This is a genomic window from Parabacteroides sp. AF18-52 (assembly GCF_003479145.1).
In the GTDB taxonomy this organism is placed as follows: domain Bacteria; phylum Bacteroidota; class Bacteroidia; order Bacteroidales; family Tannerellaceae; genus Parabacteroides; species Parabacteroides faecis.
Map to the genome: position 1 here is coordinate 1 of NZ_QUGR01000025.1, position 21,295 is coordinate 21,295.

Consider the following 21,295-nt stretch of genomic DNA (forward strand, 5'->3'; position numbering starts at 1 on the left):
AGTCCTTTTTGAAACTTATTTTTTTTCAAGACTGTCAACTTATTTCAGGACAGGACACGGGGAAATTTGAATTAGTACGGGTAGTAACGGCAAATGCATCAGGTGGAAAATTATGATTGGCAGGGAAAGCGAATGCATCAAGACATATTTCAGCATTAATAATGAATGAACCATCTGTAAATTGCTTCAGATTGCTGTTTCAGATGGGAATGGAAGATAGACTGCTGTGCTTTATGAACAGGAGCCGGACAGTGTAAAGCAAATATATTTATTATCTTTGCAAGGCAATGAGCAAAGATATGGAAGACGATTTTGATATAAGAGATACACGTGTGCCGGAAAGTGAACGGGAGTACGAAAATGCACTCCGGCCACTTTCTTTTCACGATTTCAGCGGACAGGCCAAGGTGGTCGAGAACCTGAAGATTTTTGTGATGGCGGCCCGTATGCGCAAAGAAGCATTGGATCATGTGTTGCTGCATGGCCCTCCTGGACTTGGTAAAACTACGTTATCGAATATTATAGCCAATGAACTGGGAGTCGGTTTTAAAGTGACTTCCGGTCCGGTGTTGGATAAACCCGGCGATTTGGCAGGTGTGCTGACCTCACTGGAAAAGGATGATGTCCTTTTTATAGATGAGATTCACCGTCTGAGTCCGATCGTGGAAGAATATCTGTATTCGGCTATGGAGGATTACCGGATCGATATTATGATCGATAAAGGGCCGAGCGCCCGTTCCATCCAGATAGACCTGGCTCCTTTTACGCTGGTCGGTGCAACCACCCGTAGCGGTTTGCTGACCAGTCCGTTGCGTGCCCGTTTCGGGATCAATATGCACCTGGAATATTATGAGATGGAGACATTGACGAAGATCATACTTCGTAGTGCAGATATCCTGAATGTGAAATGTGAACTGAGCGCAGCGCGTGAGATTGCCTCACGCAGTCGTGGTACGCCCCGTATTGCCAATGCGTTGTTACGCCGTGTACGTGACTTTGCACAGGTGAAAGGTTCCGGTGAAATAGACAAGGCTATATCCTGTTATGCGTTGGAGGCATTAAATATCGACCGTTATGGCCTGGATCAGATCGATAATAAGTTACTGACAACAATTATAGATAAATTCAACGGAGGTCCGGTCGGCCTGACCACTATCGCTACGGCTTTAGGCGAAGATCCCGGAACACTGGAAGAAGTATATGAACCTTTCCTTATCAAAGAAGGATTTATCAAACGTACACCGCGGGGCCGTGAAGTAACGGAACTGGCTTATACCCACCTGGGACGTAAAAGGGGCGAAGAACAAGGGTTTTTATTTGACTGAAAAAAGTTATGGCTGGAGGAATGAAGCGGCTCGCAGGAGAGACTGCGATTTATGGTGTTAGTAGTATTGTAGGGAAATTCCTGAACTGGATGCTGGTGCCGATGTATACGCGTGTGCTGGCAACGGAAAGTGATTATGGAATCGTAACCAATTTGTATGCTTGGACAGCATTGCTGATGGTTATTCTTACTTATGGAATGGAAACGGGATTTTTCCGTTTTATGAATAAGAAAGAAATTACACTTCCAATGCGGGTTTACGCTACTACATTATTCAGTATCGCTTTTACTTCTGTGCTGTTTGTTGTTTTGATATTCAGCGCGTTGACTCCGATCAGTAATTCTTTAGGGTATGGTGCGAATCCGGAATTTGTCGGAATGATGTCGGGGATTGTGGCAGTCGATGCTTTTTGTTGTATACCGTTTGCTTTTCTCCGGTATCAGGGAAAAGCGGTTCGCTTTGCTTCTATCAAATTGTTTAATATTTTTCTGAATATTGTTTTAGTACTTTTCTTCCTGATAGCTTGTCCATGGCTTTATACTCATGCCCCTGCATTGGTTGATTGGTTTTATATTCCGGATTATCAGGTGGGATATATTTTTGTTGCGAATGTAATAACGTCTCTTGTCACACTTGTGCTGTTGTTTCCCGATATGATCCCGGGTTTACGGGAAAAAGCGAGTTTCGTTTTACTCAAACGGATGCTTGCTTATTCTTTTCCGATCCTGATTTTGGGAATTGCAGGTATTTTTAATCAGACAGCGGATAAAATATTATTTCCTTTCTTATTCGAAGATAAGGAGATGGCCAATACCCAATTGGGAATATATGGTGCCTGTTTTAAAATAGCAGTTGTATTGGTTATGTTTACACAGGCGTTTCGATATGCTTACGAGCCATTTATTTTTGCAAAGAATAAGGATGATGACAGTAAAAAGTCATATTCGGAGGCGATGAAGTATTTTATTATATTCGCTCTGCTTATTTTTCTGGCTGTGATGTTTTATATCGATATATTTAAACATATCGTCCCTGTTTCCTATTATCCCGGATTACGTGTTGTGCCTATCGTTATGTTGGGTGAATTGTTCTTCGGAATTTATTTTAATCTTTCATTCTGGTACAAATTGATCGATCAGACACGGTGGGGAGCTTATTTCTCGACGATCGGATGTGCCGCTACAATTCTGATCATTGTATTCTTTGCTCCTGTATACGGATATATGGCTTGTGCATGGGCTTCTTTTGCGAGCAATCTGATAATGATGCTTCTTTCATATTTTATCGGGCAGAAGAAATTCCCGATACAATACGATCTTAAATCTGCAGTTATCTACTCCGTTTTAGCGGCCGTTTTCTATCTGGCAGGCATGTTGCCGACGATCGAATCGGAACTTTTGCGTTTGGGATACCGTACTTTGCTGCTTTGCCTGTTTGTCGGCATCGTAATAAGACGCGATTTACCATTGCAGGAATTGCCTTACGTAGGGCGTTATTTTGCTAAAAAGAAATAATCCCGGTCGCTTATTCCGGTTTGAGAGGAAGTGTCAGGACAATGCGTAAACCGGCTGAATAATCCGGATCGACGTAAATCTTTCCTTTCATGCGGTGTGCTATCTGCCGGCAGAGGTATAATCCCAATCCGGAACCCGGAACGAAATCGTCTGCTTTGGTGAACCGTTCGAATATCCATTCACGCTTGTCGGAAGAGATACCGCAACCGGTGTCTGTGATATGGATAACCATTTGGTTTTGTTCCTCTTCTGCTTTGTAAGAGAGGATAATATTCCCCTTTTTAGTGAATTTGTTCGCATTATTCAACAGATGGGACAGGATGAGGCTGAAATGGTTCGCATTCGTGTAGGCGATGTCTTTTTCCCGGTCGCCTTCGATCCGGTATTCGATATCCGCTTTCCCGTTGAGCCTTTTCAATTGTTCCATTTCGCAGGAGCACAGCAGGTGGATATTGACCGGCGATAATGATAGCTCTTCTTTGTTGCTGTCCAGCTGGGCGATTTCGAGTACGCTGTTCATCATGGAAGTGATGTGATTGCAATTCTCGAAAATAATCTTGCTGAATTCCTGTTTTTCTTCGGCTGTAATATCTTCTTCCGTGATCAGGTCGGCAAATCCGTTGATCGCATTCAAAGGTGTACGGACTTCATGGCACATGTTTTTAATGAAGGCATTTTTCATACGTTCGCTTTCCTGTGCTTTTTCACTGGCAAGGATCACCTGGTGGTTAGATTCCTGTAGTTTTATATATAAAGCGTTGATCTTCCATAAACGGAAAGCGACAAAAATAGCTGAACTGACTGCCAGAATGAATAAAGACAGGAACATATACAACTGATTCCGACTCTTTTGCAAATCGACCTCCAATGCTTTCTTTTCGATGACTAATTCATCTACCCGTTTTTTGATTTCCAGATCTTCCAGCTTTTCGTTCATATTCTTGAGCCGCGTGGAATCCAGCAATACGGTATACTCCTTTTGAGCCTCGTAAGCATCTTTATAAAGATGGAGGCTATCGAGCATATCTATTTTATCTTTCAGTGTCGATATGATGTGATCGGATAAATCGATTTTAAAGTCGGCCGTGCGGAAATAATGCATGACGGAATCGCAATACTCCGTGGCTTTCAGGAGCCTGTCTGTTGTACGGTAATAGTTGAGCGAAGTGAAGAGACGGTCGTATTCAGCAGAAAAAGCGGCATCTTCGGGATACTTCATATTCAATTCCGTAAAATGCTGGTAATAGGATGTCGCCATATCTCTTCCGAATGTTCTGGCGGAGCAAGCCAGGCTGGAATAGGCGTTGAGCAGATGCCGTTTGGTTACATAAGGACGTTTCTTCATCTCTTTTGTCTCTGCATATTCCTTTTGCATATTCAGATAGCGGAGAGCATATTGGGCCTGGTCTGCCTGATCGAGCGAATAGAGTGTCAGGATATTGAACGAATTCAGGCGGAACAGATACGAGTATTGCAGCGGTATATTTTCAGACAGGCTGATTACTTCTTTAAAGCGTGCACAGATATCGTTATGCTGATTTTCTTCGTTTCCCGGTTCGACACGGTTGCTGTAAGCCATACCTAACAGGTAATTGATGGACATTTTCTCCAGGGGCGACAGGTCTTTATCGGTTTCCAGTTTAAGCTGATACTGTTCTATCAGTTTCTTCCTGTCTTCTCCTTCCGTATAAAATACCACCCGTACATCGATGATCGTTTGCATATAAGTGATCAGAAAATCGCGGGCTTTTCCTGTCAGTTCACGTTTCGCCTCGCCCATGTAGACATCGGTACTGTCTTTGATATCGTTGTTGACATAGAAACGGAGGATTTCGGTGAGGGCTGCTTCCTTATAATAATCGTTATTCTCGGCAATGGCTTCTTTATAAAGTTCTTTTGCATAATCGACCTGCTCCTGCTGGCGGGAAATATCCATGAGGTTTGTCAGTATCTCCAACTTTTCCCTGCCGGAAGTCGCTGATTTTAAGCCAGCACTTAAGACTTCTTTGGTAGCGGGATTATTGGCTACTGCAAACAAAACATAACCGAACAGATATATAAGAATTAAACAGCGTTTCATTATTTATTTGAATATTTAGGTGGATTCCTGTTGCGGATTCTATTGTTTTCTCGCAAAGTTAATTGAAAATCAAGAATTCTTTTAATTTTAAACAACTTATTCTTGTTCACACTTCTTATTTTTTATTTCGATATACAATTTCTATCTTTGCACGATTAAGGTGAGGCTATTAGTCGGAGTATTTATCAATACAAGTTAGTGGGATGGAAAAAGGAGTGTTACACAAGCAAATACGAGACTTCTTTGTTCGTAATTTTGACGTCCGCCAAGAGAAGGAAGATGAACTTGAAACGGTTGAGTCTATAAAGAAAGGTATTGAATTTAAAGGTACTAATCTTTGGGTTTTGATCTTTGCAACATTTGTCGCTTCATTGGGTTTGAATACAAACTCTACAGCGGTGATTATCGGTGCGATGTTAATCTCTCCGCTGATGGGGCCTATTATGGGGTTCGGTCTCGGATTGGGGATCTATGATTTTGATCTGATCAAACGTTCTTTCCGTAATTTTTTGACGGCTACTATCTTCAGTGTGATCACTTCGACCTTGTTCTTTCTCATCTCGCCTATCAGTGAAGCGCAGAGTGAATTGTTAGCGCGTACGCAACCGACCGTCTATGATGTTCTGATCGCATTCTTCGGTGGATTGGCCGGAATCGTTGCCAGTTCTACGAAAAGTAAAGGAAATGTAATTCCGGGTGTGGCTATTGCAACGGCTTTGATGCCTCCGCTTTGTACGGCTGGTTTCGGGTTGGCGAGTGGCAATCTGTATTATTTCTTCGGTGCTTTTTATCTTTATTTCATCAATACGGTATTTATCAGTCTGGCTACTTTCATGGTTGTCCGGGTTTTGAAATATCCTAAAAAGGTCTTTCTGGATAAGCAACGTGAGAAAGTGGTGACGCGCTATGTCGGTGTGATCGTATTTTTCACGATCGTTCCCAGCCTTTTCCTGAGTTATAACCTGATTCGTTCCAGTTACTTCAATGACCGGGTTGCCAATTTTGTGTCGGAAGAACTGACGTTTCCGAATACGCAGATATTGAGCAAGACGGTAACGAATACCAGTGAAAAGCAAGAGGTGAAGGTCGTATTGATCGGAGAGAATATACCGGATCCGATGATTGAAATAGCACGGAGCAGACTCCGTAAATATGGATTGAAAGACGTTTCGCTGGTTGTCCAGCAAGGTTTTGGTCAGGAGGCTACAGATATTAATCAGCTGAAGAGCATGCTGATGCAGGATCTGTATAAGAATAGCGAAGAGGTTCTCCGTGTGCAATCCATACAGATCGATTCGTTGAAACGGACGGTCGATCGTTATAAAAGTGCTTCACGTATTACATCCGAATTGATTCCGGAAATGAAAGTATTGTTCCCGGCAGTTCTCGAGGCATCCTGTTCAAATACCTATATTATGACTACCGACAGTATGAAACAGGATACCGTCATGTTGGTTTACCTGAAAAGTAAAGAGCGTATCAATGAAAAAGAGCAACAAAAGATCCGTGAATGGTTGGAGGCTCGCGTAAACGAAAAGAATATCAAATTACTAATTGAATAAATAAGAGAATGAATTTTATGAAGAAGGTGTGGGCAGTTTTACTGCTTCTGATTGCTGCAGGCCAGGTATATGCCGATGAAGGTATGTGGGTTCTGAAGGAATTAAACAAACAGAATCTGGCGAGGATCAAGGAACTCGGATTTGTTCCGTCCTACAAGCAGCTCTACAGTGAAACTGACCCGTGTGTGGCCAATGCTGTTGTGATTTTTGGTGGCGGATGTACCGGTATTACCGTATCGGAAGAAGGATTGGTCTTTACCAATCACCATTGCGGTTTCGGTTCGATCCAGCAGTTGAGTAGCGTTGAACATGATTATCTGAAGGATGGTTTTGTATCCCAGAGTAAGGAAGAAGAGTTACCTGTTCCGGGTTTGAGTGTACGTTACCTGCGTGAGACAGTCGACGTAAGTGATCGTATCAACGGTGAAATCGCCAATATCGGGGAAGAATACCTGCGTTTGGCCGCTGCCGATTCTATCGGACAGGTTATCTGCGATTCCATCGGTAATACGGAATTCCAGGCAGCAGATGTGGTCCCTTTCTATAATAATAACAAGTATTTCCTGGTTGTTTACGATGTATTCAACGATGTTCGTATGGTATTTGCTCCGCCCAGTTCTGTCGGAAAGTTCGGTGGCGACACGGACAACTGGATGTGGCCGCGTCATACGGGTGACTTTTCCGTATTCCGCGTATATGCCGGTGCCGATAACAAACCGGCGGAATACAGCAAAGACAACAAGCCTTACAGCCCTAAATATGTAGCAGAAGTATCCCTGCAGGGCTATCAGGATAAAGACTATGCGATGACGATCGGTTTCCCGGGTAGCACAGACCGTTATTTGTGTTCATGGGGCGTGAAACAGCGTATTGAAGACAGCAATAAACCCCGTATCGAAGTACGTGGCGTTAAACAGGCTATCTGGAAAGAGGCGATGCAGGCAAGCGATGAAGTCCGTATTAAATATGCTTCCAAATATGCAGGCAGCTCCAACTACTGGAAAAATTCCATCGGTATGAACCGTGGTCTGGCTAACCTGAACGTGATAGAACGTAAAAAGGAAGAAGAAGCCGCTTTTGCAGCCTGGGTCGATCAGACACCGGAACGCAAAGCCAAATACGGTGAAGTGTTGCAATTACTGGAAAAAGGCTATACATCCACAGATGAGTATAGAAAAGTTTCTACTTACCTGTCCGAAGCATTCGTGAGCGGTACTGAAATAGTTCGTCTGGCGCGTATGGTTCAGGGTGTGGATATAAACGGTTCTACTCCGGAAGAGATAGACACCATCCTGCAGGATAAGATACAGCCGTTCTTTAAGGATTACGATGCGACACTCGACCAGAAAGTGCTGGCTGCTATGATGAAGGTGGTGAAAGAACGTGTTCCCGCCCAGTATCTGCCGGATATCTATCAGAAGGTAGATAAAAAGTATAAAGGCGATTATACCAAATATGCGGCAGATGTCTTTAAAAAGACTTCTTTATTGTCATACGACAAGATCGAAAAGATGCTGAAGGATCCTAAATTGTATGCGAAACTGAAAAAAGATCCGGCAGCTGAACTGAGCTTGTCTACTTTGATCTCGTTGTTTGAATTACAGCAGTTTATGGGTGATGCTCATTTCGAAATAGCTAAAGGCGAACGTTTGTATTTTGCCGGTCTGAAAGAGATGTATCCGGAAAAGCCTCTTTCTTCGGATGCCAACTTTACCATGCGTTTGAGCTACGGTTCTATCGGCGGTTACCGTCCGTATGATGCTGCCTGGTATGATTATTATTCAACTGAAAAAGGTATTCTTGAAAAAGAAAATCCGGAAGATGACGAGTTCTGGGTTCAACCGGAAATCCTGGATCTGATCCGCAGTAAAGACTTTGGCCAGTATGCCAATGAGAACGGACAGCTACAGCTTTGTTTCTTAACGAACAACGATATTACCGGCGGAAACTCGGGGAGCCCTGTATTCGATAAGAATGCCCGTCTGATCGGTCTTGCTTTCGACGGTAACTGGGAGGCTATGAGTGGCGATATCGCCTTCGAACCGGATCTGCAACGTTGTATCGCAGTGGATATCCGCTATGTCCTGTATATGATCGACAAATGGGGTAAATGCCCGCGTCTGATCAAGGAATTGCAGTTGGTTAGATAACATTATTTAAGGTCTGCTGATAAAAAAGCGGAAAAACAGCAAAATGGCGCAAATCATCATCGAGTGATTTGCGCCATTTTGCTATAAAGCAAATTTTAGTTCTATCGAATTGCATACTTTTGCCTTCCTGATTTTAAATTATTATTTCGTTCTATTAGATCATGTGTAAAACAAAAATTTCATCTGCGACATTTCCTGTGAGTAATCCGATCGGCAAACAGACCCATATCGTATGGCTTGATGTTGTTCGTACGGTAGCCATGTTGATGGTTATCGGAGTACATTGTATCGATCCGTTTTATATATCACCGACTCTCGGTGCTATTCCGGAATATAAATTCTGGGCATCTGTGTATGGTTCTTTGTTCCGCCCGTCCGTCCCTATCTTTGTCATGATGACGGGACTTTTATTGCTGCCTGTCCGTGAACAGTCTTTGGGAGTATTTTATAAGAAGAGGATATTCCGGGTTCTTTTCCCTTTCCTGATATGGTCTGTATTGTATAATATGTTCCCGTGGTTTACCGGAGTATTGGGTTTGCCTAAGGAGATCATCGGCGATTTCTTCTGTTATGTACAGGGGAATGAGTCGCAAGCCTTGTCGGATGCCTTGAAAGATGTGGCGATGATCCCTTTTAATTTCAGTTTCAAGGAAAACCACATGTGGTATATTTATCTGTTAATAGGCCTGTACCTGTATATGCCTTTCTTCTCCGCCTGGGTAGAGAAGGCTAAACGTTCTACCGAGCAGGTTTTTCTGGGAATATGGTTCATTTCTCTCTTCCTGCCTTATATGTCTGCTTACATAAGCCATTATTTGTATGGTGAAGCGACATGGAATCAATTCGGATTATTTTATTATTTCGCCGGATTTAACGGTTATCTGTTGTTGGGACATTATTTGAAGCAGGGAAATGACTGGAGTATAGGAAAAACGTTGGTAATTTGTATGACGCTGTTTGCTGTAGGTTATGCCATTACTTATAGTGGCTTCAGTGCCGCTGCGGCGAATCCGACGGTGACGGAAACGGATATGGAGTTGTTTTTTACTTTTTGTAGCCCGAATGTCGCCATAATGACGATTGCTGTATTCCTCCTGTTACAAAAAGTCCGTGTTCATCATCCGGCTGTGATCCGGTTGCTGGCAAATGTGACCAAATATGGCTTCGGTATTTATATTGTACACTATTTCTGGGTCGGACCAGCCTTTTTGCTGATCGGGCTGTTTGATCTGCCCATTCCTTTACAGGTGCCTATTATGGCGATATTGATATTTTTAGTCTCCTGGGGATTTACCTGGTTAATGTACCGGTTGTTCGGTCAGAAGGCTAAATGGTTTATGGGATAAACGGGGTAGAATGGTGCCTGCCCGGTTTTTTTGACCATTCATACCAAATAAGTTGCATTTACCCCTTTCGCCGGTTTTAAAATATCGCAGTATACATTTTGCCATATATTTGCCTCAAATCTTAAACAATAAATTATGAAGAGGCATTATTGGAATCATGTATACATGATATTTTTATTGCTGTTGTTTTCTTTATATGCAAAGGCACAACACCTCACTATTTCGGGGCAGGTAGTTGATGAACAACAAGAACCTGTTATCGGAGCCAGTGTCAGTATCAGGAACAGTTCAACCGGAACTATTACGGATATGGATGGCGGATTTACTCTCCAGACACCCATAGATGCCGTTATCCAGTTCTCTTTTATCGGATATGAAACCGTCGAGGTTAAAGCGACCGCCGAACCGATGCGTATTGTATTGAAAGAAAATACGCAGATGGTCGATGAAGTCGTGGTTACGGCTTTAGGTATTAAGAGGGAAAAGAAGGCATTGGCCTATTCGGTCACCGAGCTGAAAGATGATGCTTTCCGGGTGAAGGATTCGAATCTGGCTGCCGGACTTGCCGGAAAAGTAGCCGGAGTCAATGTTGTAAAGCCTGCAACAGGTGCTATGGGGTCGAGCAGGATCACTATACGTGGAAACGGATCTTTCGGATCGAACCAACCGCTTTATGTTGTCGATGGCATACCGCTCGACAACAGTGACTATGGACAACCCGGCTTGTGGGGCGGAACAGATAACGGCGACGGTATCTCTTCTATCAGTAGTGATGATATCGAGAGCATGACCGTGCTGAAAGGTGGAACTGCAGCCGCTTTATACGGTTCGAGAGCGGCAAACGGGGCTATTGTCATTACTACGAAAAAAGGGCAGAAGGGCAAAGTGAAAGTAGAGTTGAACAGTTCGTTCACTCTGGACAAGCCGATCGTAAATACCAGTGATTTTCAGTATGAATACGGGCAAGGAATTTCAGGAGTAGCTCCCAACAGCCAGGAAATGGCATTGCTGAGCGGTCCGGCGAGTTGGGGAGCCAAGCTCGACGGTTCGGATGTCCTTCAGTTTGATGGTGTGGCACGCCCTTATTCGGCTGTCAGCAAAAAGAATTTCTCTAACTTTTACGACAATGCCTGGTCGTTGAATAACAATCTGTCGCTTTCCGGCGGTTCGGAATCTACACAATATCGTCTTTCTGTGGGTGACCAGCGTTATCATGATCTTTTCCCGAATTCCAAACTGAACCGCAATAACGTCTCTTTAAATCTTACAACGGATATAACTAAACGTATTACCCTTCAAGCTAGCGTGATGTATATGCGCGAACGGGTAAAGAACAGACAAAATGTAAATGATTATTCCAGTAACGGAAATGTATTGCTCTGGACATTACCTCCCAATATAGATATTCGTAGTTTATCACCGGCCGTAAAAGAGAACGGAGATGAACTGCTACTATCCGATATGTATGTATATTTCGCAAATCCTTATTTTATTGCCAATAAGAGAGCCCAACAGGATGCTAAAGACAGAATGCTCGGTTCTTTGCAGCTTCAGTATAATATCACCGACAACTGGTATATACGAGGAAAAGCAGGGGGAGATATGATCTATCGCCGTGCGGAGAGCACTACTCCAATGGGGACAGGCTACCTGAAAGAGGGAAATATCAGTGCCAGTTCCACTTATAACGGAGAATTTAATGCGGAAGCTATCCTTGGATATACCAATCGTTTTTCTGATATATGGACAGTAAGTGCTTTTGCCGGATGGAACAGTATGATTGCCTGGAGCGAAACAGTCAGTGCTTACGGCTCACGCTTTATCCAACCCAATTTTAATGTAATCGGCAATACCGAAGTCACGAGCGGAGGGAAAAACAGGTGGGAAAACTATATCAATTCAATTATGGGGCAGGCAGAGGTTTCTTATAAAAACTTGCTTTTTCTTACTTTGTCGGGAAGGAACGACTGGTTTTCTGCTTTATCGTTACGGGATAAATCGACACCGAATAATATTTTTTATCCATCCGTAGGAGCAGGACTTATTGTAAGCGAAATGGTAACTCTTCCATCCTGGTTTTCGTTTCTGAAAGCGAGAGGATCGTGGGCGCAGTCGGGTGGGGCGGTTTCGCCCTATAATCTGGCTTTAACTTATAGTTATGGCGAAGCGATTAATGGTTATCCAACAGGTTCGATCAATACATCTACCATTCCGAATCTGGATCTGAAACCACTGACATCTACGGCTTATGAGGCAGGAGTCGATGTTCGTTTCTTTGAAAATCGTCTGGGACTCGATCTGACTTATTATATACGAAACACCAGTGACGATATTGTCACGGCGCAAATATCTTCCGGTTCCGGATATAATAATGTATTGATCAATGCCGGAAAGATCAATAATCAGGGTATCGAACTGTTGCTTACAGGAACACCCGTCAGAACCAAAAATTTCGAGTGGAACAGTTCTTTCAATTTCTCATACAATAAGAGTGAAATAAAGAAGATTACGGATAATGTGAACAGCTTCATCATGGCCACTGCCCGGGCAGGTGCTGCCGGAGACCAGGGAAGTCCGGCATTCATCTATCAGGAGGTCGGTGAACCTTACGGTATAATAAAAGGATACTCGTATCAGAGAGACGAGAACAACAATATCATTTATGATTCGGCAGGTCTTCCACAGCGGGGAGAGATAAAGAAACTGGGCGAAAGTATTCATCCGTATACGTTGGGATTCAGCAACCGGTTCAACTATCGTGATTTCAATCTGAACGTTTTGATCGATGGTAAATTCGGTGGAAGTGTTTTCTCCGGGACAAACAATATGACCTGTTATCTGGGAACAAGTAAAATGACTTTGGATGGACGCGAAGGCGGAGTTGTCGGAAAAGGAGTAAAAAGGGACGGTTCTGTCAACGACAAAGCAGTACCGGCGATGGATTATTATATGCATCTGGCAAATAACATTACGGAGGAGTTTGTATACGATGCTTCGTTTGTAAAGCTGCGCGAAATATCCGTTGGATATTCACTCCCTAAAAAACTGATCAGAAATGCCGGTTTCTCGAATGTAATGATCTCGCTGGTAGGAAGAAATCTCTGGACACTATATAGTAAAGTGCCTTTGGTAGACCCGGAATCGAGTTATACGAGCGGGAATGCGCAGGGCCTGGAACAATTCGGACTTCCGGCAACCCGTAGCTGGGGATTTAATGTAAATATTCAATTTTAAAAAGGAATCAAGGTTATGAGACGATATATATTAAAAATAACGGCACTGTTGTCTGCGTTGGCATTCATTACTTCGTGTGATTTTGAAGAGAAGAACATCGATCCCAATAACAGCCCTACGATCGAGCCGGGGCCATTACTTACTTATACACAGTTGAACACAAGCAATGAAGGACTCGCTAAAAGGACGCAGGTCGGTTATTGCATGATGATGGTACAGCAGACCGCTTCTCTCGACCTCAATGAGATGGCGGGAGACAAATACCTGGAAACAGAGACATTGGGAATCTTCTTCACCACGATGTATGCCACAGTAATTAAGAATATTGAGGAACTCATCAATCTTACCGAAGATGACGGGACGAATGTGAATACATACGCTGTTGCACTGATATGGAAATCCTATCTTTTCCACCGGATTACCGATCTGTATGGTGATGTTCCCTATTCGGAAGCGGGTAATGGATACCGTACACAGAACTTCTATCCGAGTTATGACAGGCAAAGCGATATTTACGCAGGGATGGTCAGTGATATTGAAAAGGGCCTTTCTCTACTTAATGAGACAAAGGAGCCTATCGAGGGTGATATTTTATATGGCGGTGACATAAATAAGTGGAAACGTTTCGGCAATTCGCTGTTGCTTCGTCTGGGTATGCGTATGGAGAAAGCGGACCCGGCTCAGGCCAGAGCGCTGATTGCAAAAGCGATTCAGGGTGGAGTGATGCAATCGGCGGATGATATCTGTATGGTTCAGCATGTAGAAGGTAAAGCCTCGACAGAAAATCAACTGGGTTATGTATTCAAGAGTCACAGTCTACTGGTGAGTGGAGCTATAAAAATAAGCAAGACATTTATGGACCGGTTGAAGGCTACCAACGATCCCCGGATGCAGGTCTATTGTGCACTGCCGGATGGCAATACGGATCGGGACATGCAAAAAGGGTTACCCAACGGATATGATGCTCTTACCATACGTACGGGCGATCCGACTTATACCTCTTTGGCAAATTATTCCACATTTAATCCGGCAACGCTTCTTTTACTGGATGCGCCTACTATTTATATGACACATGCCGAGGTTGAATTATTACAGGCTGAAGCGATCGTGAAAGGGTATATTTCAGGCGATGCGAAAGCGCATTATGAAAATGCAGTCCGTTCGTCCATGCAACAACAGGCTATTTATGGTAATGCAGGGGTCATTTCGGGGCAACAGATGGAAGATTATCTTTCACAAGGGTTATTCGACGAGGCAGTCACTGCCAGTGATAAACTGAATGTGATCGGGACCGAGTTCTGGATTGCCACTTTCCTGAACGGTTATGAAAGTTATGCCAACTGGAGACGTACAGGTTATCCCAGGTTAACGCCTACAAACTACCAGAGCAGTCCGAATAAGGGAAAAATACCGCTCCGGTTCAAGTATCCGACGGAAGAATATAGTATAAATCTGGATAACGTGACGGAAGCTGTAAATAACCAGGGAGAAGATAAAATGACAACGGCTGTCTGGTGGAATAAATAATTTCAGCAACTTATTTTAATCACTTAAAGAGTAAAAATGTATATGAACAGTAAACAGAAGCAAATCTTCTTATTGGTTATTCTTGTGCTTATCACAGGTTGCCAGATAAATAAACCGGAAAAGATCGGCTTTTTATCGACCGATGGTACGAGCTTTATCGATAATCAGGGAAGAACCGTGGTTTTAAATGGTTTGAACCATGTGACCAAAGTTCCGGAAAATAATTTTCTGTATGACGGAGATAAAGAATTATTCCGCCAGTTTAAAGAATGGGGATTTAATTGTATACGGTATGGGCTTTATTGGGATGTTCTGGAGCCGGAACCGGGGAAAATTAATGAAGCTTATCTGAAAGAGATCGATAAGCGTGTGAAATGGGCGGAAGAAAATAATCTTTGGTTGATACTCGATATGCATCAGGATTTGTATGGGAGAAAATTTGGGAATGGTGCTCCGCTTTGGGCAACACTTGACGAAGGTCTTCCGCATGTAAAAGGAGATGTTTGGAGTGATGCCTATATCATGAGTCCGGCCGTACAGAGATCGTTTGATAATTTCTGGAGTAATAAGCCGGCAGAAGACGGTATAGGACTACAGGACCATTATATCAATGCCTGGAAAACTGTTGCCGGACGGTATGCCAATGCACCTTCGGTTGTCGGATTCGACATCATGAATGAGCCGTTTATGGGTTCTTCCGGATTGGTAATATTCCAGGAGTTACTGAAAGGATTTGCAGAAGTCCATGCCTCGGTAACCGGTGAAATATTGACCGAAGAAGCTGTTATGTCAATGTGGAATACGGAAGATTCCCGTTTGGAGGCCTATGGATTACTGAATGATGGGAAAATTTTTTCATACGTGGTTGGCAAGATTACGCCTATTGTTAATGAATTCGAGCAAGGAGCATTGAGTGATTTTTATCAGAGGGTACGAGATGCGATCAGAGAGGTGAACACAAAACACATTCTTTTCCTCGAACATAATTTCTTTTGCAATATGGGTGTTTCCAGTAGTTTTAGCATTCCAAAGGATAAAGACGGCCACAACGATTTGCTGTGTGCTTATGCTCCTCATGGGTATGATCTAGTGACCGACTCCAAGGCCTCTATGTCACAGGGGTACGGGCGTCTGGACTTCTTATTCCATAGTATGTTTGAAAGAGGTCGCGAATTGGGCATCCCCACACTCGTTGGCGAATGGGGGGCCTTTTATATGGGCGGAAAATATAAAGAACCTGCCACCCATATTATTAATCTGATCGAAAAAAACGATGCCGGACAAACCTACTGGGCATTTTGGGAAGGAATCGATACGCAAGATTATTTTCAATATGCTTTAAGTCGTTATTATCCAATGGTTACCAATGGAAAGTCATTAGGTTATTATAACGATTATCAGAAAAACAGATTCACTTATCAATGGGTTGAGATGGATAAAAAGGCGCTTACACGTATTTATATTCCTGATATATCGATACTCGGGGATACGAAAAAAATAGTATTGAACCCTTCGTCGTCTTATTCGATTATTCCGATAGGCAAGACCAACGCAGGATATATGGAAATACAGCCGGCAGGAGGAGAAAGACAATTAATTCTTCCGGTTGCTGAATGATTTGAAAAAACGATGGTGTCGCCCGTGTCCGTTAAGAACAATTGCGGCACCATCGTCTTTGTTTCTGTCATTTTTAGTATATTTGCCTGTCATTTGATCAGCATTTCTTTTATGGAGCAAGCATATACAAAAATAAAACAGTCTCTCACCACTCCTTTTGTTTATCTGAAGACATTTAAAGACAGAGTTTTCTTCGCTGTCGGGATGTTCGTTTATCTTAATCTTTTCCTTATCCTTTTTAATCCGTTCAATATCTACAATTGGCTGGGGTATTTAATTAACTTATCACCGTTAAAAAGATTGTCGCTGATCGGTTTCGTATTGGTCTGTGCTATCTTGATCGGGGTTTCGCAGTATCTTCAATACAGGTACTTCAAGAACCGCGAAATGAAAGTTTACCATCTTTTGGTTGGTTTTGGCTTTGATGTCTTGCTGGGCACATTGATCCTGGGATCATTATATACTACTCCATCCGATTTCTTTATCGGGGAATTTTTAGAGTCGTTCCGGATCATATTCTTATCCCTCGCTTTGTGGTATCTTATCAGTCTGACCGTATTGACTCTGTATAATGTATCGAAAGAGAAGAATGTGATTCCTGTTATACAGGAGAACATGCCTGTTATTCAATATGAATGTATTAATATATGCGATGAAAACGATCAGCTCCGTCTTTCTATCAAACCTAAAGATTTGCTCTATTTCGAATCGTCCGATAATTATATTGTTGTTTACTATCATAAGGATAACCGGATAAAGAAAGAGCTGGTAAGAAATTCGTTGAAAAATATTGAACAGGATATGCAAAAGTACAATTGCATCCGTTGTCACCGTTCCTATATAATAAACTTGTTGAACGTTTCTTCTATAAAAAAGAACGGGCGGTCCTACGAAATTAACATGGAAGGTAACAATGTTCCTATCCCCATTTCACGCGGTTATGTAGAAACTGTCAAAGAGTTGCTTGTCCGCAAATAAGCGATTGCCCGTTTATACCAGAATAGTTGTATCTACCCCTGAAACCAGCCCTGAATCTCTCTATTTCATATCTTCGACCCCAGATTAACTAATCGAATGTTTCACATTATAAATTTAAGAAGTATATGAAAAAAGTATTATTTTTAGGAGTATTGCTGGCATTGTTAACCGCATGTGGAAGTGATGATGATGATCCGGCACCAGCATTGAATGTCTCGACCGGTGAGGTTATATTAGAGGCGGAAAACGCTGAGACAACCATCGATGTAAAATCGAATGTAGCATGGAGTGCTGTTTCGGCAGCTACCGATTGGTGTACGGTAAGTCCGGCTTCGGGCTCCAATGACGGAAAGTTGACAATTAAGGCTACAACAAATCCTGATATGAAGGAAAGATCGACCACGGTAACGGTTAAATCATCTACCTTGGAAAAGGTGATAACGGTTAAACAGGATCCGGCTTCTCTTGAGTCGCTACTGAAAGGTAAATGGATATTGGACGACCAGACCAGTAATGAACCGGCTTTTGATGTAATGGAAGGATTGACGCTTGAATTGAAGGACGATAAGAGTGCAGTTGCAGTTATAAACAAATATGTTACTCCCGAGTTGGAAATCAAGACACTGGAAGGGACATGGAGCGTTTCTGGACAAACTCTGACACTTTCTTCTACCTTAATGGAGTTACCGGTAAATATTACTTTTGAAATAGGACAGGTTACTGCTGATTCATTCCAGTCTGCCATGAAAATAAATTTACCGGGGTTGTTACCGGCCGATGGTCTTCCGGTTATTATTAACAGGGTGAAATAAAGAGATTTGTATATTATTGATGGAATGAAAAATAAGATGTTGCAAAAGTATTAGATGGGACACAGATGACGGATGTTTTCTATTTGACTGTGTACGATAATACTTTTGCAACATTATTTTTACTATTAAACAGTGATTTTATTTTATGTCCCGTTTAGTACGGACTGTTACATTTCCTTTTAAACCTACAGCTTCTCCTGCCGTACCATTTAACAGTACCCGCAGGTCGCATCTTTCTTTTACGGCAGGAAATTCAACAGTGAAATCTTCTTCCTTATCTGTCGTTTTGGAACCTATCAGTTGTCCATTCAACCAGATTTCAGCTTTTCCAGCCAATTGTTTAAAGAGGATACTTCCGCCTTCTTCCCGGTGAGCCTGGAAAGGATTGAATGTCGCACGTAAAATAACGAAGTTGGCATTCTCCAGTTTGATCAGATCACCGTCTGATACAGGTTGCCAGCTATTCATATCGTTATCAGCTATCTGGTGGGTTGCGTCAGGTTTGTCGCTGGAAAGGGGAGAGGCTACCCATTTATTCAGCAACATCGGCGGAAATTCTGCAGCGATGAATGGGACAGGAGCAACCTGATTGGCATCGATTGTGATCGTTGCCGGTTTTAATCCCGGAGTGGTAGCGGTTAATGTGATTGTTCCTGCACCTTCTTTGCTTTGGATGATCACCTGTGCAAGACCATAGAACAGGCTGCGTTTATTTCCTTTCTCCGGTTCGTGACAGTTCGGATCACCATTTCCTACACCGATGATTTCAGCAGGACCTGTTACGGTGAATTCGATCATATTATTGGCTGTCGGTACATGACGGCCTTTGGAATCGACGACTTCTACGGTTACGGGCATAGCATCCCTTCCATCACCGGCCAGACTGTTACGGTCCGGAATCAGGCGGACCTGGACAGGTTCTTTGGTTGTCTCCACCTTGGTTCGTGAAACGATCTTTCCGTTTTTATAACCGATAGCTTCCAGTTTGCCCGGTTTATAAGGGACGGACCAGGTATTCATTTCGTACGGGTCTACCTGTTGTTCGGATATTTCTTTGCCGTTCAGTAACAGTTTGACTTTGTCTGCATTGCTTAAAGCCATAACTTTGATCGGTTTCCCGATAGAATCGGCAGGCCAGTTCCAATGCGGTACCAGTTCCAGGACCGGTTTGTCTTTTACCCATTGTGCCTGATGCAGGTAATAAGCCATTTTGGGGAAGCCGCATAAGTCCATGATACCGAAGAAGGAACTGACTGTAGGCCAGCGATGCGGAGTCGGTTCACCATGATAATCGAATCCGGTCCAGTAGAAGCAACCGGCCATCCAGGGGCGTTCTGCCACGGCTTTCCACGCTCTGCGGTGAGTGGCACCCCAGTCGGCACATTGTGTATCATATGAATCCATCAGGTTCCTTGACCGGTCTGTTACGTATTCACCTCTTGTCATAAATGCCGAGCCATCTTCCGAGCTGGTTAAAGGCAGTTCCGGATTTTCTTCATGGAAACGGTCGTAACTTTCGATCTGGTAATTGAATCCGCCGACATCCACGGCTTGCGATACGTTGTGTTTAGAGAAGAATCCTCCGTTCATAGCTGCTGTTATGGGGCGCGTCGGATCCATCTTTTTAACGACATCATACATACGACGAACCATTTCAACCCCGTTTTCCGTACCCTGCATCGGTTCTTCGTTGAAAACAGACCAAAGGATTACGCTCGGACAGTTACGGTCGCGGCGTACTTGCCACTCCAGTTGACGAACATATTCGGGTGAAGTGTTGAACAATCTGTTTTCATCTAAAACCATGATACCCATGCTATCGCAAGCAGCCATAAACTCTTTGGCAACCGGATTATGAGCTACACGATAGGCATTGACTCCCATTTCTTTCAGTTTGCGGAGGCGAAATTCCCAAAGCGCATCGGGAACGGCAACACCGACTCCGGCATGATCCTGGTGGTTACAAACACCTTTTATCTTGATGTTCTCTCCATTCAGCCAAAAACCAGTATTGTTATCGAAACGGATTGTACGGAAACCACATTTGGTTTCGACCTCGTCGGTTACGGTGCCGTTTTGTTTCACCGTAGTCTTTACCTTATAGAGGGCAGGACTGTCGGGCGACCAAAGTTGTGGGTCTGACACGGTCAGTGGAAGATTGGCAATGCCTTCTCTTAATGCTGTGACGGAGACTGCTTTTGACTGTGTTGTTATTTGCTTGCCATCAGGAGCGAACAGGGTGACTTCGACTTCTCCGTCAGCCGATAACTTTCCCGAGTTATACAAAGAAACTTCCACGGGTATTTCCCATTGGTTGTCGTTCTTCTTTACCGGATGAGCAAATACACCGTCGGTAATGATATGCAGCGGCGAACGTTTAACCAGCCAGGTATGACGGTAGATTCCTGCCCCTTCATACCACCAGCCTTCCTGTGCTTCTGCATCCACGCGTACGGCGATCGTATTGATATTATCACCGTAAGTAGCATAGGGAGTTATATCGATATACATGGAAGTATACCCGCACCAGTTCCGGTGCAGAACGGTTCCGTTTACCCAGATCGTAGCATGGGTTGAAATACCGTCGAACTGTATTTCGAGATGTTTCCCGTTATCTTCGGGATCGAGTTTGAATTTCCGTCGATACCAGCCAAAACCACGGTCACGGTATCCCTGGGATAAGTTGGCGTCCGGATTTACGGTTCCTTCGATAGCCCAGTCATGGGGTAAATCGAGTACGCGCCAGGAAGAATCGTCATAATTGGGAGATGCTGCTCCGCTCACATAGCCGGCTTTGGCGTTCCGGTAAGTTGCGTTATGGCCTTTGATGACCGGATAGGGGATGTCCCCCTTGTGGAAACTCCATCCTTTATCGAGCGACAGGACTTCCCGGGTAGTTACTTTTTCCTGTGCATGTGCCTGTAGCGAAAAGCTTATGCACAAGAGAAGCAAAAGAGTTTTGAGTGTTGTCATAGTGTTTTATTATAGAATTATTTGAATGTCGATTCTATTACCTTTAAATCCTTTTTAATTTTCAAAAATAGTGAAATATATCGTTTGTCCCTGATTTAAAGGAGAAAAAAGCTATGCAAAGGTTTGTGTAATGCTGGATTTAGTTTTTGCAAGAACCCTTACTCTCGCATATAAGAC

At 43.3% G+C, this 21,295-nt stretch carries 12 protein-coding genes; 10 read left to right on the top strand and 2 right to left on the bottom strand.

The annotated features are described in order from the left end of the window. Nucleotides 1–299: 299 nt before the first annotated feature. A complete protein-coding gene (gene ruvB, locus DWX23_RS23170; RefSeq protein WP_122353595.1) occupies nt 300–1,325 on the top strand; it encodes a Holliday junction branch migration DNA helicase RuvB in 1,026 nt (341 codons plus the stop codon). Nucleotides 1,326–1,333: 8 nt separating this feature from the next. Next, entirely contained in the window at nt 1,334–2,839 is a 1,506-nt protein-coding gene (locus DWX23_RS23175; RefSeq protein WP_122376242.1) for a lipopolysaccharide biosynthesis protein, read from the top strand. 10 nt (nt 2,840–2,849) lie between these two features. Here DWX23_RS23175 and DWX23_RS23180 read toward each other — a convergent pair whose 3' ends face one another. Next, nucleotides 2,850–4,919: a sensor histidine kinase KdpD gene (locus tag DWX23_RS23180; RefSeq protein WP_199673372.1), complete on the bottom strand. Its 2,070-nt coding sequence runs from the start codon at nt 4,917–4,919 to the stop codon at nt 2,850–2,852. Nucleotides 4,920–5,122: 203 nt separating this feature from the next. On the opposite strand from DWX23_RS23180, the gene DWX23_RS23185 reads away from it, so the two are divergent. The 8 genes from DWX23_RS23185 (at nt 5,123) to DWX23_RS23220 (ending at nt 18,145) form a co-directional block, all read left to right on the top strand. Continuing rightward, nucleotides 5,123–6,481 (top strand): TIGR00341 family protein, encoded by a 1,359-nt coding sequence (locus DWX23_RS23185; protein ID WP_122376243.1) that lies wholly within the window; start codon nt 5,123–5,125, stop codon nt 6,479–6,481. A gap of 17 nt (nt 6,482–6,498) precedes the next feature. Continuing rightward, nucleotides 6,499–8,631, top strand: a complete 2,133-nt coding sequence (locus DWX23_RS23190) for a S46 family peptidase (RefSeq protein ID WP_370450117.1) — start codon at nt 6,499–6,501, stop codon at nt 8,629–8,631. A gap of 161 nt (nt 8,632–8,792) precedes the next feature. Further along, entirely contained in the window at nt 8,793–9,977 is a 1,185-nt protein-coding gene (locus tag DWX23_RS23195) for an acyltransferase (protein WP_122376245.1), read from the top strand. A 135-nt stretch (nt 9,978–10,112) separates the two neighbouring features. Beyond that, nucleotides 10,113–13,211, top strand: coding sequence for a SusC/RagA family TonB-linked outer membrane protein (locus DWX23_RS23200; protein WP_229800941.1), 3,099 nt, complete (start codon nt 10,113–10,115; stop codon nt 13,209–13,211). Nucleotides 13,212–13,226: 15 nt separating this feature from the next. After that, entirely contained in the window at nt 13,227–14,738 is a 1,512-nt protein-coding gene (locus tag DWX23_RS23205) for a SusD/RagB family nutrient-binding outer membrane lipoprotein (protein ID WP_122376246.1), read from the top strand. Between the two features lie 42 nt (nt 14,739–14,780). Continuing rightward, nucleotides 14,781–16,355 carry a glycoside hydrolase family 5 protein gene (locus tag DWX23_RS23210; protein ID WP_233587755.1) on the top strand — a complete coding sequence of 525 codons (1,575 nt, stop codon included), beginning with the start codon at nt 14,781–14,783 and terminating at the stop codon, nt 16,353–16,355. A 111-nt stretch (nt 16,356–16,466) separates the two neighbouring features. Continuing rightward, nucleotides 16,467–17,333 carry a LytTR family DNA-binding domain-containing protein gene (locus DWX23_RS23215; RefSeq protein WP_158583178.1) on the top strand — a complete coding sequence of 289 codons (867 nt, stop codon included), beginning with the start codon at nt 16,467–16,469 and terminating at the stop codon, nt 17,331–17,333. Between the two features lie 125 nt (nt 17,334–17,458). Then, entirely contained in the window at nt 17,459–18,145 is a 687-nt protein-coding gene (locus tag DWX23_RS23220) for a BACON domain-containing protein (protein ID WP_122376249.1), read from the top strand. Between the two features lie 138 nt (nt 18,146–18,283). Here DWX23_RS23220 and galA read toward each other — a convergent pair whose 3' ends face one another. After that, a complete protein-coding gene (gene galA, locus DWX23_RS23225) occupies nt 18,284–21,118 on the bottom strand; it encodes a beta-galactosidase GalA (protein ID WP_122376250.1) in 2,835 nt (944 codons plus the stop codon). Nucleotides 21,119–21,295 lie beyond the last annotated feature (177 nt).

Excerpts from the sequence above, each read along its gene's own strand:
- DWX23_RS23195 (WP_122376245.1), top strand. The coding sequence starts at position 8,793 with ATGTGTAAAACAAAAATTTCATCTGCGACATTTCCTGTGAGTAATCCG.
- DWX23_RS23200 (WP_229800941.1), top strand. The coding sequence starts at position 10,113 with ATGAAGAGGCATTATTGGAATCATGTATACATGATATTTTTATTGCTG.
- DWX23_RS23220 (WP_122376249.1), top strand. The coding sequence starts at position 17,459 with ATGAAAAAAGTATTATTTTTAGGAGTATTGCTGGCATTGTTAACCGCA.
- galA (WP_122376250.1), bottom strand. The coding sequence starts at position 21,118 with ATGACAACACTCAAAACTCTTTTGCTTCTCTTGTGCATAAGCTTTTCG.
- DWX23_RS23175 (WP_122376242.1), top strand. The coding sequence starts at position 1,334 with ATGGCTGGAGGAATGAAGCGGCTCGCAGGAGAGACTGCGATTTATGGT.
- DWX23_RS23210 (WP_233587755.1), top strand. The coding sequence starts at position 14,781 with ATGAACAGTAAACAGAAGCAAATCTTCTTATTGGTTATTCTTGTGCTT.
- DWX23_RS23180 (WP_199673372.1), bottom strand. The coding sequence starts at position 4,919 with ATGAAACGCTGTTTAATTCTTATATATCTGTTCGGTTATGTTTTGTTT.
- DWX23_RS23190 (WP_370450117.1), top strand. The coding sequence starts at position 6,499 with ATGAAGAAGGTGTGGGCAGTTTTACTGCTTCTGATTGCTGCAGGCCAG.
- ruvB (WP_122353595.1), top strand. The coding sequence starts at position 300 with ATGGAAGACGATTTTGATATAAGAGATACACGTGTGCCGGAAAGTGAA.
- DWX23_RS23215 (WP_158583178.1), top strand. The coding sequence starts at position 16,467 with ATGGAGCAAGCATATACAAAAATAAAACAGTCTCTCACCACTCCTTTT.
- DWX23_RS23185 (WP_122376243.1), top strand. The coding sequence starts at position 5,123 with ATGGAAAAAGGAGTGTTACACAAGCAAATACGAGACTTCTTTGTTCGT.
- DWX23_RS23205 (WP_122376246.1), top strand. The coding sequence starts at position 13,227 with ATGAGACGATATATATTAAAAATAACGGCACTGTTGTCTGCGTTGGCA.